Here is a 14802-nt window from a genome sequence, read left to right as displayed (position 1 = left end):
GTACGCCTTGAAGGTCAGGCGGCGCGCAGGATAGCGACCCCGGTGACGATCAGCCCGGCGGCCATCCAACGGCGCCTCGGCACGCGTTCGCGCAGCACCCAGGCGGAAATCATCATCGCGAACACGATGGAGGTTTCACGCAGCGCGGAGACCATCGCCACCGGCGCCTGGGTCATTGCCCACAGCGCCAGCCCGTAGGCGATCAGCGTACCCATGCCGTCCACGAGACCGTACTGCCAGTTGGACCGGGCGTAGACCCGCAGTTGCGGCCTGCGTTTCCACAGGGCCCAGAGCGGAAGCGGCAGGCCCGAGAGCAGGAACAGCCACAGCGTATAGGCGACCGGCGCTCCCGACTGGCGTGCGCCCCAGGCGTCCGCCACCGTGTAGGTGGTCGCATTCCAATCGACCGCACGTACACCCCCCGCCTTCCGGAACGGTTCTTGCACCACCCCGGGTACCCCCCGTGGTGCCCTGCCCCGATGTCCGAAAACGAACAAGCCGGCGAAAAAACCGAACAACCTACCGAAAAACGCCTGCGCGATGCCCGTGAAGAGGGCAACATCCCGCGCTCGCGCGAGCTGGCGACCGCCGCCGTGTTCGGCGCCTCGGTGCTGGCGTTGATGGCGTTTTCCGGCGGCATGGCCAGCAGCGGCAAGGCCTGGATGAAATCCGCGCTCAGCCCCGAACCCGGACTGCGGTTCGAGCCGCAGGGGCTGTTCAGCCACTTCGGCCACCTGTTCCTGCAGCTGATGCTGGCCCTGTGGCCGCTGCTGCTGGTCTGCCTGCTGGCCAGTTTCCTGGCGCCGGTCGCGATGGGCGGGCTGCGCTGGTCGAACAAATCGCTGATGCCGCAGTTCAACCGGCTCAGCCCGATGGCCGGCATGAAGCGCCTGTACGGCGCCGAAGCCATCGCCGAGTTCATCAAATCGCTGCTTCGCATCCTGTTCGTCGGCGCCGCCGCCGGACTGGTGGTCTGGCACGGCATCCGTCCGCTGCGCGACCTGGTCCACCAGCCGCTGGAAGCGGCCATCGTCAACGGCCTGGGCTTCACCCTCAAGCTGATGCTGGCCACCGGCGGCGCGATGATGCTGCTGGCCGCCATCGACGCCCCCTACCAGCGCTGGAACTGGATGCGCAAGCTGAAGATGACCCGTGAAGAGCTGCGCCGGGAGATGAAGGAAAGCGAGGGCAGCCCCGAAATGAAGGGCCGCATCCGCCAGATGCAGCACCAGATGGCCAACCGCCAGATGATGGAAGCGGTGCCCACCGCCGACGTGGTGGTGGTCAACCCGACCCACTACGCGGTAGCCCTCAAGTACGACGGCGGAAAAATGGGCGCCCCCACCGTTGTCGCCCTGGGCGTGGACGAAACCGCCCTGCGCATCCGTGAAGTGGCCGACGGCAACAGGGTCGCCATCGTCTCGGCGCCGCCTTTGGCACGCGCCTTGTATCGGGAAGGTCAACTTGGAAAGGAAATCCCCGTGAGACTGTATTCGGCCGTTGCCCAGGTCCTGTCCTACGTCTACCAGCTGCGTACCTGGCGGGGCGGGCCGATGCCGGCCGCACCGCACGTGGATATCGATGAGTTCGGCAAGGGTGGCCGTCCATGAGCGCCCAGCCCGCCGGCATGAACACCCGTCGCGCCCTGGACATGATCCGCCAGGGCCTGGGCGCCCCGCTGATCGTGCTGGCCCTGCTGGCCATGGTGGTGGTGCCGCTGGCCGCGCCGGTGCTGGATGCGCTGTTCACCTTCAACATCGCCATCTCGCTGATGGTGCTGCTGGCCGTGGTGTACGTGAAGCGCCCGCTGGACTTCACCATCTTCCCGATCGTGCTGCTGGTCACCACCATGCTGCGGCTGGCGCTGAACGTGGCCTCCACCCGCGTGATCCTGCTCAACGGCCAGAACGGCCACGACGCCGCCGGCAAGGTGATCGCCGCGTTCGGCGAATTCGTGATCGGCGGCAACTACGCCGTCGGCATCGTGGTCTTCGCGATCCTGACCATCATCAATTTCGTGGTGATCACAAAGGGAGCCGGCCGCGTGTCCGAAGTGACCGCGCGCTTCATCCTCGATGCCATGCCTGGCAAGCAGATGGCGATCGACGCCGACCTCAACGCCGGTTTGCTGACGCGTGAAGAAGCCAAGCTGCGCCGTGAAGAAGTCCGCGAGGAAGCCGACTTCTACGGCGCCATGGACGGTGCCAGCAAGTTCATCCGCGGCGACGCCATCGCCGGCATCCTGATCCTGTTCATCAACATGCTGGGCGGCCTGGCGGTGGGCGTGCTCCAGCACGGCATGCCGTTCGGCGAAGCCGCAGCCACCTATACCCTGCTGTCCATTGGTGACGGGCTGGTGGCGCAGCTGCCCGCGCTGCTGGTGTCCTCGGCGGTGGCGATGCTGGTGACCCGCGCCTCGCGCTCGCAGGACATGGCCCAGGCCATGATGGGGCAGGCGTTCGGCCAGCACCGCGCGCTGAGCATCACCGCCGGCATTCTGATCCTGGTCGGTCTGGTGCCGGGCATGCCCAACGTCGCCTTCTTGACGCTGGGTGCCATCATCGGCTTCGTTGCCTGGAAGCTGTGGAAGAAGAGCACCGCGGCCGAACGCGCGGCCGCCGCGCCGGCCGCGGCCGGCCCCGGCAGCGCGCTCGGCCTGCCCGCAGGCACCCCCTCACCGACTGCCGAGCTGACCTGGGACGAACTGCGCCCGGTCGACCCGCTGGGCCTGGAGGTGGGCTACCGGCTGATCCCGCTGGTGGACAAGAACCAGGGCGGCGAACTGATGGCGCGGATCAAGGGCGTGCGCCGCAAGCTCACCCACGACATCGGCTTCCTGATTCCCTCGGTCCACATCCGCGACAACCTGGAGCTGGGCGCCACTGCCTACCGGCTGCTGATCCACGGCGTACCGGTGGCCACCGCCGATATCCATCCCGACCGCGAACTGGCGTTGGACCCCGGCAGTGCGCTGGGCGCGCTGGACGGCATCGCCGGCAAGGACCCCGCCTTCGGCCTGGATGCCACCTGGATCCAGCCACACCAGCGCGCCCACGCCGAATCGATGGGCTACACCGTGGTCGACCCGGCCACCGTGGTCGCCACCCACCTCTCCCACCTCATCCGCGAACACGCCCCGGAACTGCTCGGCCACGAAGAGGTCCAGCAGCTGCTGGCCAACCTGGCCAAGAGCGCGCCCAAGCTGGTCGAAGACCTCACGCCGAAGGCGCTGCCGCTTTCGGTGGTGGTGCGGGTGCTGCAGAACCTGCTGATCGAACGCATCCCGGTGCGCCAGCTGCGCAAGATCGCCGAGTCGCTGGTGGAGAACGCGCCGATGAGCCAGGACCCGGGCGTGCTGACCGCCGCGGTGCGCAACGCGCTGGGCCGTTTCATCGTGCAGGAGATCGCCGGAATGTCGGCGGAGCTGCCGGTGTTCACCCTCAACCCGCAATTGGAACGTGTCTTGCAGGAGTCCACACAGGGCAACGGCGCCGCGCTGGAACCCGGACTCGCCGAGCGACTGCACCAGAGCCTGGCCGAATGTGTCGGCAAGCAGGAAGCGAAGAACGAGCCCGCGGTGGTGTTGGTGCCCGGTCCGGTACGTGCCGCGCTGGCACGGCTGGTACGCCACAGCGTTCCGTCGCTGTCCGTGCTGGCCTACAGCGAGGTGCCCGAGGACAAGCGGCTGAAGCTGGTCGGCACGATCAGCTGAGCCGGAACGCCGACAGCACCGCGTCAGAAAACAGACACCTCCATTTCGTATTCACCGCAGCAGGACAAGAAGGGAACCCCGGACCGTGCAGACCACCGACAACCAGCGCTTCCCTTCCACCCCACAGCCCCCGTCCCGGTACCACAGCATGAAAATCAAACGCTTCGTCGCTCCCGATATGCGCTCGGCCATGAACCTGGTGCGCAAGGAACATGGTCCCGATGCGGTGATCCTGTCCAATCGCCGGATCGAGGAAGGCGTGGAGATCGTAGCGGCGGCGAACTATGACGAAGGCGCGGTGCAGCGTGCACTGGAAGCGGCACGCAAGGACGTTGCCCCGGCGCCGCCGGCGCCGCGCCCGCGCAACGCAGCCGATGCGGTGATCGCCGCGGTCACCCGCCGCAAGGCGCCGATGACCGCACCGGAACCGGTGGCGGCCACCACCTCGGCCGTGGCCGCTCTGGCCCGTGCGGCGGTGGGTGCCACCGGCCGCACCCTGGATACCGCCAACGAAATCGTGCCGCCGCGCGGCAGCGCCGGTTTCGCGGCAACCCTGGCCCGGGCCGCCGTGCCGCCGACCCGTGCCGACACGCTCCCGGAGCAGATCTTCGCCCCGTTCAACGTGGAACAGGCCGCCGCCCACGAGGCAGCCCCGGTTGCTGCCCGGCCCATGATCGAAGACGCACCGTCTCCGGTCCGCGCCACCCCCGCCGCCCCGGTCAACCGCGCCCGCTTCATCATCGACCCGCCGCTGGACGAGGCCCCGCTGTTCGACATGCACCCTCCGGCCGGCCGCAGCCTGCCGCCGCAGCTGCCGCAGATGCCGTCGCAGCAGATGCAGCGCGCCCCACTGGATGTGCCGCTGGCTCCACTCTGGGAAACCGTGCCGGTAGTGCCGGCGCCGATGACTCCCGCCCTGGCCATCGACGACTCGGCCGTGTTCGCGCCCCCCGCCCCGCTTGCGGAGGCCGAGGCTGCACCGCCCGCCGCGGTCACCGTCGCGCCTGCTGCCCCGATCGTGGCAGCGGCCACGCTGCCCCCGATGCAGGCCGCCAACGAACCGACCGCGGTTGCAGACGCCGCGGAGGGGGAGACGCCGGCCGCAGCGGTGCCCGCACCGCCGGTGGTCGCCGCACCGGCGGCCCTGACCCTGGTCCGCGATGATGAAGAGCTGCGCCAGCTGCGTCACGAAGTGGCCGGCATGCGCCAGGTCATCGAACGCGAAATGAACCGTTTCACCGACGAGCGCCTGCGTGGCTCGGCGGTCCGTGCCGCCGCGCTGGACCTGATGGACGAGTATGGCTTCGACGCCGGCATCTGCCGCGACGTGGCCCTGCAGATCCCGCTGGACACCGAAGCCCACCGTGGCCGCGGCCTGATGCTGGGCCTGCTGTCCCGGAAACTGCCGATCGCCCCGGTCGACCCGCTCGAGGCCGGTGGCGTGATCGCCCTGGTCGGCCCCACCGGTGCCGGCAAGACCACCACGATCGCCAAACTGGCGTCGCGCTTTGCCGAAGCCCATGCCGCCCGCGACGTTGCCCTGGTCACCACCGACACCGCCCGGATCGGCGCCCGCGAACAGCTGTACGGCTTCGGCCGCCAGCTTGGCATCGCGGTGCACGAAGCCAGCAGTGGCAGCGACCTGGCGCAGCTGCTGGAGCGCCTGAAGGACTACAAGCTGGTGCTGATCGACACCGCCGGGCTGGGCCCGCGCGACCGTGCCCTGGCCGCCCAGCTGCAGTGGCTGCGTGCGGCCGGGCAGATCCGCACCCTGCTGGTGCTGCCGGCCAACACCAGCTTCAGCGACATGGATGAGGTGGTCCGCCGCTTCAGCGCCGCCAACCCGCAGGGCGTGGTGCTGAGCAAGCTGGACGAGACCGGCCGCTTCGGCACCGCGCTGTCGGTGGCGGTCGACCACCGCCTGCCGATCACCTGGGTGACCGACGGCCAGGACGTTCCCGAAGACCTGCACCGGGCCAGTGCGGCCAATCTTGTACTTCGCCTTGAAGATTTGCGCCGCGCGGCCGATATGCCCTGCAACCCGGAGTTGAACCATGCCGTCGCGTGAGTATGAAAACCTGACCAGGACCTTCCCGCTGTCGGCCACCCGCAGCCAGCCGCTCGGCCCGGTCCGCACCATCGCCGTGACCGGCGGCAAGGGCGGCGTGGGCAAGACCAACGTCTCGGCCAACCTGGCCGTGGCGCTGGCTGGCATGGGCAAGCGCACCCTGCTGCTGGACGCCGACCTGGGCCTGGCCAACATCGATGTGATCCTGGGCCTGCAGCCCAAGCTGACCCTGGCCGACCTGGTCGCCGGGCGCTGCACCCTGGACGAAGTGATCCTGGAAGGCCCCAACGGCGTGCTGGTGGTGCCGGCCGCGTCCGGCCGCCGCCACATGGCCGAACTGCAGCCGGCCGAACACGTCGGCCTGGTCAACGTGTTCTCCGAACTGGAGCGCGACCTGGACTTCATGGTGGTGGACACCGCCGCCGGCATCACCGACGGCGTGCTGACCTTCTGCCAGGCCGCGCAGGACACCGTGGTGGTGGTCTGCGACGAACCGGCCTCGATCACCGACGCCTACGCGTTGATCAAGGTGCTCTCGCGCGAGCGCGGCGTGGACCGCATCCAGGTGGTGGCCAACATGGTCCGCGACCCCAACGAAGGCCGTGTGCTGTACGAGAAGCTCAGCCGGGTCTGCGAGAAATTCCTCGCCGACGTGTCGCTGAACTACCTCGGCTGCGTACCGCAGGACGACTGGCTGCGCCTGTCGGTGCAGCGCCAGCAGCCGGTGGTGAAGGCCTACCCGTCCAGCCCGGCCGCCCAGGCGATCGCCGAGATCGCCCGCCGCACCGCGCGCTGGCAGGCCCCGACCGAGCCACGCGGCGGGGTCGAGTTCTTCCTGGAACGCATCCTCAAGCAGCGCGGGGTGGCCGCATGAAAGGCGCCGCACAATACAAGGAGGTGCAGCGCGCCGCCGCCAACGAGTGCATCGCCCAGCACTCGGACCTGGTCCGGCGCATTGCCCACCACCTGGCCGCGCGCCTGCCGGCCAGTGTCGAAGTCGATGACCTGATCCAGGCCGGCATGATGGGCCTGATCGAGGCCTCGCGCAGCTACGACGCCGACCAGGGCGCCTCGTTCGAGACCTACGCCTCGATCCGCATCCGCGGTTCGATGATCGACGAGATCCGCCGGGGCGACTGGGTGCCGCGCTCGGTGCACCGCCGTGCCCGCGATGCCGCCTCCACCATCCGCCGCCTGGAACAGACCACCGGCCGCGCCGCCAGCGCCACCGAGGTGGCCGCGGCGATGGACATGCCGCTGCCGGACTACCTGCGCCTGATGGAAGACGCCGCGCGCGGCCAGGTGCTGAGCCTGGAATCGCGCATCGAAGACCAGGGCGAACTGGACACCGTGGCCCAGGGCGGCCCGACCCCGCAGCAGGTGCTGGAACGCGGCGAGTTCGGCCGCGAACTGGGCCATGCGATCGGCCTGCTGCCCGAGCGCGAACAGCTGGTGCTGTCGCTGTACTACGAGCAGGAACTGAACCTGAAAGAGATCGGCGCGGTGCTCGGGGTCAGCGAGTCGCGCGTCTGCCAGATCCATGGCCAGGCCGTACTGCGCCTGCGTGGGCGATTGAAGATCTTCGAGGCGGCCGACGCCGGCCTCGAGAACAACTGATACCGAGGAAAGTGCTTTGAACAAGAACATGCGTATCCTGATCGTCGACGATTTCTCGACCATGCGTCGTATCGTCAAGAACCTGCTGGGCGATCTGGGCTTCACCAATACGGCCGAAGCCGAGGACGGGCATGCCGCGCTGGCCCTGCTGCAGAGCCAGCCGTTCGATTTCGTGGTCACCGACTGGAACATGCCGGTGATGACCGGCATCGACCTGCTCAAGGCGATCCGCGCCGACGCCAAGCTCAAGACCCTGCCGGTCCTGATGGTCACCGCCGAAGCCAAGCGCGAACAGATCATCGAAGCGGCCCAGTCGGGCGTCAACGGCTACATCATCAAGCCGTTCACCGCCCAGACCCTGGAAGAAAAGCTCGGCAAGATCTTCGAACGGCTGGCGGCGAGCGCCTGATGGAAACCCTTCGCGACAAATCGGCGCTGGTGCAGCGCCTGCAGGACGCCCTTGCCGCGCTGGAAGGCGGCGACGAAGCCGGTTGGCGTCGGGAAATCGACGCGCTTGCCGCGCTGCGCACCCAGCCGATGATGGCCGGGCTGAACCGTCTTGCCCGCGAACTGGGCCAGGCCCTGGGCGAACTGCCCACCCTGCCCAGCGAAGCCGGCGAGCTGGATGATGCCTGCGCGCGCCTGGACCACGTGGTGGCGATGACCGAACAGGCCACCCACCGCACCCTGGACCTGGCCGAAGAATGCCGGGCGCTGACCGAGCAGCTGCGCGCCAACGGGCTGAGCCCGGACCAGGACCAGCAGCTGGACCGCATCCGCCACAACCTGACCGAGATCGCGCTCACCCAGAGCTACCAGGATCTCACCGGGCAGATCATCCGCCGCGTGGTCGGCATCGTCCGCCGCGTGCACGAAGGCTTCGGCGCGCTTGGCCTGCCGCCGCCCGAGACAGCCGCGGGCAAGCGTGACAACGGCCTGGCAGGCCCGGCCGTGACCGGGCTGGACCGCCACCAGGTGTCGCAGGTGGACGCCGACGACCTGCTTTCCGATTTGGGGCTTTGAAACCATGAGTGCTGTTCCAGACGACATTGCCGCCGACTTCATCCTCGAGGCCCAGGAGATCCTGGATCGCCTCGGCGAACAGCTGGTGTCGCTGGAGCAGTCGCCCCAGGACAGCGACCAGCTCAACGCGGTCTTCCGCGGCTTCCACACCCTCAAGGGCGGTGCCGGCTTCCTCGGCATCCAGGCCATGGTGGAGCTGTGCCACGCCGCCGAGGAAACCCTCGGCATGGCCCGTTCCGGCCAGGCCGTGCTGCAGGCGCACCACTTCGACGCCGCGCAGCAGTCGCTGGACTACCTGCAGTCGATGCTGGACTCGGTCGCGGCCGGTACCGAGCCAGGCTATGCGCCACCGGCGCTGATCGCCCAGTTCGACGTCAACGGCCCGGCCGTGCCGGCGCCGGCAACGGCCGCCGCGCCGGCCCATGCGGACCTGATCACCGACGACGAGTTCGAAGCGCTGCTGGACACGCTGCACGGTGGCGCCGCGCCGACCGCCGTGACCGCCACGAAAAAGGCCGATGACGGGCTGATCGGGGAAGACGAATTCGAAGCACTGCTCGACCAGCTGCATGGCGGCGCGGCGCCCGGTGCCCATGCGGTGACCGCACCGGCACCCGCCCCGGTCGCGCCGGCGCGCGCGGTGGCTGCCCCCGCAGCGGCCAAGCCCGCCGCCAGCAAGCCGGTGGCTGAAGCCGAACACACCGTGCGCGTGGACACCAAGCGCCTGGACGCCATCGTCAACCTGATCGGCGAACTGGTGCTGTCGCGCAACCGGCTCAAGACCCTGCGCGCACGCCTGCATGACGAAGAACTGGACCGTGCCGTGTCGACCCTGGACATCGCCACCGCGCGCCTGCAGTCGGCGGTGATGCGTACGCGCATGCAGCCGGTCGGCAAGGTGTTCTCGCGCTTCCCCAAGGTGGCCCGCGACGTGGCCCGCAACCTGAAAAAGGAAGTGGAGCTGGAACTGGTCGGCGCGGAAACCGAACTGGACCGCAACCTGGTCGAAGCACTGGCTGACCCGCTGGTGCACCTGGTGCGCAACGCGATCGACCACGGCATCGAAATGCCGGACCTGCGCGAAGCGCAGGGAAAGACCCGCAGCGGCAACGTACGCCTGTCGGCGCAGCAGGAAGGCGACTACGTCAGCATTGAAGTGCAGGACGACGGTGCCGGCATCGACCCGGAACGGCTGCGCGCCAAGGCGCGTGAAAAGGGCCTGATCGACCCCGAAGCCGCCGCCCGGCTGAGCAGCGAGGAGTGCCTGCACCTGGTGTTCCTGCCCGGTTTTTCGACCAAGCAGGAAGTCACCGACATTTCCGGCCGCGGCGTCGGCATGGACGTGGTGCAGTCGCGCATCCGCGAGCTGAGCGGACAGATCCAGATCCAGTCCGAGCTGGGCCGGGGCAGCCGTTTCCTGATCCGGGTGCCGCTGACCCTGGCGATCCTGCCGACCCTGCTGGTGCAGGCCGGCGAAGACATCTACGCGCTGCCGCTGGCACGCGTGATGGAAGTGCTGCACGCACCGAACACCTCGCTGGGCTGGTTCGACGGCCGCGCCGTGCTGGACCGCCGCTCGCACACCCTGCCGCTGGTCGACCTGCGCCATTGGCTGGACGTGGAACCGGCCGCCTCCTCGCTGCTCACCATCGTGGTGCTGCAGGCCGGCGAGGCGCGCTTCGGGCTGGTGGTGGACCAGGTCCGCGGTCGCGAGGAAGTGGTGATCAAACCGCTGCCCAAGGCCCTGCGCGGCCTGCGCGGCTATGCCGGCGCCACCCTGATCGGCGACGGCCGCATGTCGCTGATCCTCGACGTGGATGGTCTGCGCTGAGTAGAGCCACGCCCTGCGTGGCTGAACCACCGACCCACCCCCACCTCAAGACCCCTTCACGCGCGCCGATAACGGAACAATGGACAGACTCAGCCTCATCGGACTTTTCCTCGCCCTGGCCTCGCTGGTCGGCGGCAGCATCCTCAAGGGTGCCGGGCTGGCGTCGCTGTGGTCCCCGGCCGCGTTCGTCATCGTCATCGTCGGCACGTTGGCCGCGATCCTGCTGCACACCTCCCCGGCGGTGTTCAAACATGCCTTCAGGATCGTGCGCTGGATCGTGCGTCCGCCCAGCAGCGACCGCGCCGAGCTGATCCGCCAGATCGTGGAATGGAGCAACATCGCCCGCCGCCAGGGCCTGCTGGGCCTGGAAACGCAGGTCGATGCCCAGGACGATCCGTTCCTGCGCAAGGGCCTGCAGCTGCTGGTCGACGGCGTGGAACCGGAAACCATCCGGCACATGCTGGAAATCGAACTGAGCAGCCAGGAAAGCAAGGACCTGGCCGCGTCCAAGGTGTTCGAAGGCATGGGCATCTATGCACCCACCCTGGGCATCATCGGCGCGGTGCTGGGCCTGATCGCGGTAATGAAGAACCTGGCCGATCCCAGCAAGCTCGGCCACGGCATCGCCGCCGCGTTCACCGCCACCATCTATGGCATCGCCTCGGCCAACCTGCTGTTCCTGCCGGTGTCGGCCAAGCTCAAGAGCGTGATCCATCACAACAGCCGCGACCGCGAGATGATCATCGAAGGCCTGATCTCGATCGCGCAGGGCGAGAATCCGCGCAACATCGAAACCAACCTGTCCGGGTTCCTGCACTGACATGGCCCGCCGGAAAGCCCACGAAGAGCATGCCAACCACGAGGCCTGGGCGATCCCCTACGCCGACCTGATGACGCTGCTGCTTGCCTTCTTCGTGGTGATGTACGCCATTTCCTCGCTCAACGAAGGCAAGTACCGGGTCATGGCCGACGCACTGACCACCGCCTTCGGCGGCGCGCCGCGCACCATCAACCCGGTGCAGGTCGGCAACCAGCAGGTGCAGGGCGGCGGCTGGGACAGCCCGTCGGTCATCAAGGCCGGCAATCGGGTCGGGCCCTCGGCGCCGTCGCCCAGCAACGACCCCACCCTGCTGCCGGCCATGGCCTCGCAGATGCGCATGCCGGTGTCGGTGCACAACCAGGAACAGCTGCAGCGCGCCGAACGCCAGCTCAACGGCATCGCCGACCGCCTCACCGCCACCCTGGCACCGCTGATCGATCGCGGCATGATCAGCGTGCGCCGCACCGAGCTGTGGATCGAAGTGGAAATCAACAGCGACATCCTGTTCGCCACCGGCTCGGCCACCCTGGACCTGCAGGCCAGGAGCACCCTGGCCTCGCTGGCCCAGGTGCTGCACGACGCCCCCAACGGGGTGCGCGTGGAAGGCCACACCGACGACGTGCCGATCGCCACCGCGCAGTTCCCGTCGAACTGGGAACTGTCGGCCGCGCGCGCTGCCAGCGTGGTGCACCTGTTCGCCGACCAGGGCGTGCAGCCGGCACGACTGGCGATGGTCGGCTATGGCCAGTTCCGCCCACGCGAGGACAATGCCAGCGCCCAGGGCCGCAACCGCAATCGCCGGGTCATGGTGATCATCCTGGCCGACACCGCGCAGGGCGCGGATCCGTTGGGCCCGCAGCTCACCGCCGAAACCAGCGCCGCACCGGCGCCGGCGCCGGCCGCACCTGCCCCTGTTTCCCCCCTCGCCCCGGTGCAGCTGCCACCGGTGCCGGCCGGCAGCCGTGTTGGCGCCGCCGTCCCCCCTGCAATGAAGGAGTGAACCGATGCGTATCTGGGCAATCGCCAACCAGAAAGGCGGCGTGGGCAAGACCACCACGACCCTCGCGCTGGGCCGCGGCCTGGCCACGCTGGGCCACCGCGTCCTGCTGATCGACCTGGACCCGCATTCGTCGCTGACCCGCGCGTTCAACGTTCCGCTGGACCCGCCGCCGGCCGGCGTGCTGGAACTGTTCGGCACCCCGCCGGCGGAGCTGGGCGCGCTTGCCCACCGCAGCGCCGTGCCGGGCCTGGATTACATCTGCGCGCAGGCGGCGCTGGCCACGCTGGAGCGGCGCAGCGCCAACCAGCCCGGACTCGGCCTGGCGCTGCAGAACGCCATGGCCCGTCACCAGGGCCAGCATGACTACATCCTGCTCGACTGTGCGCCGACCCTGGGCCTGCTGATGATCAACGCGCTGGCCGCGGCCGACCGCCTGATCATCCCGACCCAGGCCGAGCCGCTGGCGCTGCACGGGCTGGACGGCATGGTCCGCACCGGAGAGATGGTCGAGCGTTCGCGCCGTCGCCCGCTGCCGATGTCGATCCTGCCGACCCTGTTCGACCGTCGCACCCGCGCCGGCAACGAAACGCTCAAACTGATGCAGGACCGCCATGGCCAGCGGGTCTGGGAAGACGCGATTCCGGTCGACACCCGCATCTGCAATGCCGCCAGCCTGACCGTTCCACTGACCTCGGATGACTATCCGGGCCGGGGTCTGCTGGCCTACCGCCGCGCGCTGGAGTGGATCCTGGCTGACGATGCCCAACAGATGGAGCGCGCGGCATGAGCAGCACCGGCGTACTGGACGACTATCTGGTGGAACTGCTGGGCGACGCCGTGCCGGAGGCGCCGGTCGTGGCCGCCCGTGCCGACGAGGACGACGGCACCGGTGTTGCCGACGCCATCCGGGCCGAGTTTGCCGCCGCCCCGGCACCCCCCGGTTTCGACACCCCCACCTCACCGGGTGCACCGGACCACCTGGCGCTGCTGGATGAGCTGCTCAACGATCCTGCATTGGGTCCGGTGGCCACGCCGTCTGCGGCCGCCGCGTTTGACACCCCCACCTCGCCGGGTGCGCCCGCCAACCTGGCACTGCTTGACGAACTCCTCAACGACCCCGCCCTGGGCCCGGTCGACGACGCCCCGCGCCCGAGCTGGGACGACCTTCCCGCCGAGCAGCTGCTCGCCAGCGCGCCTGTCGCGGCCAGCCCGGCCGCCGCCGTGGCCGCCGAGCCGGTCCGCGTCGCCGCACCGGTGACCGCCCCGGCTGCCGCGCCAGCGCCGGTGGTGCCCACGCCGGTTGCGCGCAGCGCCCCGGCGCCGACGACGCCGGCACCGTCCGGCCGCCCCAGCAGCTGGCAGGAACTGCAGGCCCAGGCCCGCAACCCCGCGTCCAGCCCGCGCAGCGACCGCCGCGCCAGCGAGCGCGCCTCGCGCTGGCTGCGCCTGCGCTGCGGCGCCCAGGCCTATGCACTGGAGCTGCTGAAGGTGCAGGAAGTGGTGCTGCCGGTGCCGCTGCTGCCGCTGCGCGGCACCGCCTCGGCGATGCTGGGCATCATGAACCTTCGCGGCCAGGTGGTCCCGGTGATGGACCTGGGCATCCACCTGGGCACCGGTCCGGCCCAGGACGACGCCAACACGCGCATCGTGGTGCTGGAAGAGAACGGCGAAACCATGGGCCTGCGCGTGTCGGCCGTGGAGGACGTGGCCAACCTGACCGATTCGCAGATCGAACCGCCCGACACCGCCCGCATCTGCCAGATCTCCAACGACCTGTTCCGCGGCGTGGCGCGGGTCACGGCGCAGCCGATGATCCTGCTGGATGCCACGCAGCTGTTGAATTAGGAATGTCGCCGGCCGTGCGTGGGACACGCATGGCGTGTCGCTACGCAAGGCTGAGCGCAGCTGTGTCCGGCATCGCGTGCATGGCCGGAAATGCATAGCGACACGCCATGCGTGTCCCACGCGGCGCGAAGCGATCCCGGAACAACCCCGCCCTAAAGGTTTCGGAACTTGCGCCGTTATTGACCTAGGAACCGTTTGTCCGGAGCAACGATGAGCACTGTGGCCCTGGGTGATGATCTCGGTATCGAGACCAGCACCGAGCTCAAAACACGCCTGGCCCCCTTGGTGGACCAGGGCGGCGACCTGACGCTGGACGCCAGCCAGGTCGGCCGTATCCATACCGCGTCGGTGCAGGTCCTGTGTGCTTTCGTCGAGGCCCGCCGCCAGGCCGGCCACCCGACCGCATTCGACGGCTGCACCGCCACCTTCCGCGACGCCGCGCGACTGCTCGGCGTCACCCAGGCCCTGGGCCTGGATGCAACCCATGACAACCTGAAATCTGTGGAGAACGCGGCATGAGCGCACGTATCTTGGTGGTGGACGATTCGGCGTCGATGCGCCAGATGGTTTCCTTCGCCCTCACTTCGGCTGGCTTTTCCGTCGAGGAAGCCGAAGACGGCGCGGTCGCGCTGGGCCGCGCCAAGGGCCAGCGCTTCAACGCGGTGGTCACCGACGTCAACATGCCGAACATGGACGGCATCTCGCTGATCCGCGAGCTGCGCCAACTGCCGGACTACAAGTTCACCCCGATGCTGATGCTGACCACCGAGTCGGCCGCCGACAAGAAGTCCGAAGGCAAGGCCGCCGGCGCCACCGGCTGGCTGGTCAAGCCGTTCAACCCGGAACAGCTGGTCGCCACCGTCCAGAAAGTCCTGGGCTGATCCTG

At 68.9% G+C, this 14802-nt stretch carries 14 protein-coding genes and 1 pseudogene; 14 read left to right on the top strand and 1 reads right to left on the bottom strand.

What is annotated here, in order from left to right:
* Positions 1–14: 14 nt before the first annotated feature.
* Positions 15–389: pseudogene (locus tag ACIGII_RS04130) on the bottom strand (EamA family transporter); the annotation flags it as partial.
* A gap of 90 nt (positions 390–479) precedes the next feature.
* Here ACIGII_RS04130 and flhB point away from each other — a divergent pair.
* The 14 genes from flhB to ACIGII_RS04060 all read left to right on the top strand — a co-directional run bounded on the left by flhB (position 480) and on the right by ACIGII_RS04060 (position 14797).
* A complete protein-coding gene (flhB, locus tag ACIGII_RS04125; protein WP_399634115.1) occupies positions 480–1610 on the top strand; it encodes a flagellar biosynthesis protein FlhB in 1131 nt (376 codons plus the stop codon).
* The gene (gene flhA, locus ACIGII_RS04120) at positions 1607–3712 is read left to right on the top strand and encodes a flagellar biosynthesis protein FlhA (RefSeq protein WP_399657417.1); all 2106 of its coding nucleotides are present in this window, start codon (positions 1607–1609) and stop codon (positions 3710–3712) included. The genes flhB and flhA overlap by 4 nt, the downstream gene beginning before the upstream one ends.
* Positions 3713–3860: 148 nt before the next feature.
* On the top strand, positions 3861–5780 hold the full coding sequence (locus ACIGII_RS04115; RefSeq protein WP_399634119.1) for an AAA family ATPase: 1920 nt from the start codon (positions 3861–3863) through the stop codon (positions 5778–5780).
* Positions 5767–6654, top strand: a complete 888-nt coding sequence (locus ACIGII_RS04110; protein WP_399634120.1) for a MinD/ParA family protein — start codon at positions 5767–5769, stop codon at positions 6652–6654. Before ACIGII_RS04115 ends, ACIGII_RS04110 begins: the two co-directional genes overlap by 14 nt.
* Positions 6651–7397, top strand: coding sequence for an RNA polymerase sigma factor FliA (locus ACIGII_RS04105; RefSeq protein WP_399634122.1), 747 nt, complete (start codon positions 6651–6653; stop codon positions 7395–7397). The genes ACIGII_RS04110 and ACIGII_RS04105 overlap by 4 nt, the downstream gene beginning before the upstream one ends.
* A 16-nt stretch (positions 7398–7413) precedes the next feature.
* Positions 7414–7806, top strand: coding sequence for a chemotaxis response regulator CheY (gene cheY / locus ACIGII_RS04100; RefSeq protein WP_017357461.1), 393 nt, complete (start codon positions 7414–7416; stop codon positions 7804–7806).
* On the top strand, positions 7806–8420 hold the full coding sequence (locus ACIGII_RS04095; protein WP_399634124.1) for a protein phosphatase CheZ: 615 nt from the start codon (positions 7806–7808) through the stop codon (positions 8418–8420). Before cheY ends, ACIGII_RS04095 begins: the two co-directional genes overlap by 1 nt.
* 4 nt (positions 8421–8424) lie before the next feature.
* Positions 8425–10251 carry a chemotaxis protein CheA gene (locus ACIGII_RS04090; protein WP_399634126.1) on the top strand — a complete coding sequence of 609 codons (1827 nt, stop codon included), beginning with the start codon at positions 8425–8427 and terminating at the stop codon, positions 10249–10251.
* A gap of 79 nt (positions 10252–10330) precedes the next feature.
* Positions 10331–11071, top strand: coding sequence for a flagellar motor protein (locus ACIGII_RS04085; protein ID WP_399634127.1), 741 nt, complete (start codon positions 10331–10333; stop codon positions 11069–11071).
* A 1-nt stretch (position 11072) separates the two neighbouring features.
* Positions 11073–12071, top strand: coding sequence for a flagellar motor protein MotD (gene motD / locus ACIGII_RS04080; protein WP_399634129.1), 999 nt, complete (start codon positions 11073–11075; stop codon positions 12069–12071).
* Between the two features lie 4 nt (positions 12072–12075).
* Positions 12076–12858, top strand: coding sequence for a ParA family protein (locus ACIGII_RS04075; RefSeq protein ID WP_399634131.1), 783 nt, complete (start codon positions 12076–12078; stop codon positions 12856–12858).
* Positions 12855–13916, top strand: coding sequence for a chemotaxis protein CheW (locus tag ACIGII_RS04070; RefSeq protein ID WP_399634132.1), 1062 nt, complete (start codon positions 12855–12857; stop codon positions 13914–13916). The genes ACIGII_RS04075 and ACIGII_RS04070 overlap by 4 nt, the downstream gene beginning before the upstream one ends.
* Positions 13917–14126: 210 nt before the next feature.
* Entirely contained in the window at positions 14127–14435 is a 309-nt protein-coding gene (locus ACIGII_RS04065) for a lipid asymmetry maintenance protein MlaB (protein ID WP_095363812.1), read from the top strand.
* Positions 14432–14797 (top strand): response regulator, encoded by a 366-nt coding sequence (locus tag ACIGII_RS04060; RefSeq protein WP_038688521.1) that lies wholly within the window; start codon positions 14432–14434, stop codon positions 14795–14797. The genes ACIGII_RS04065 and ACIGII_RS04060 overlap by 4 nt, the downstream gene beginning before the upstream one ends.
* Positions 14798–14802: the final 5 nt, after the last annotated feature.

It is taken from the genome of Stenotrophomonas sp. NPDC077420 (assembly GCF_044543385.1).
Lineage (GTDB): Bacteria > Pseudomonadota > Gammaproteobacteria > Xanthomonadales > Xanthomonadaceae > Stenotrophomonas.
Note: the sequence above shows the minus strand (reverse complement) of the source record. Positions and strands in the feature narration are given on the sequence as shown.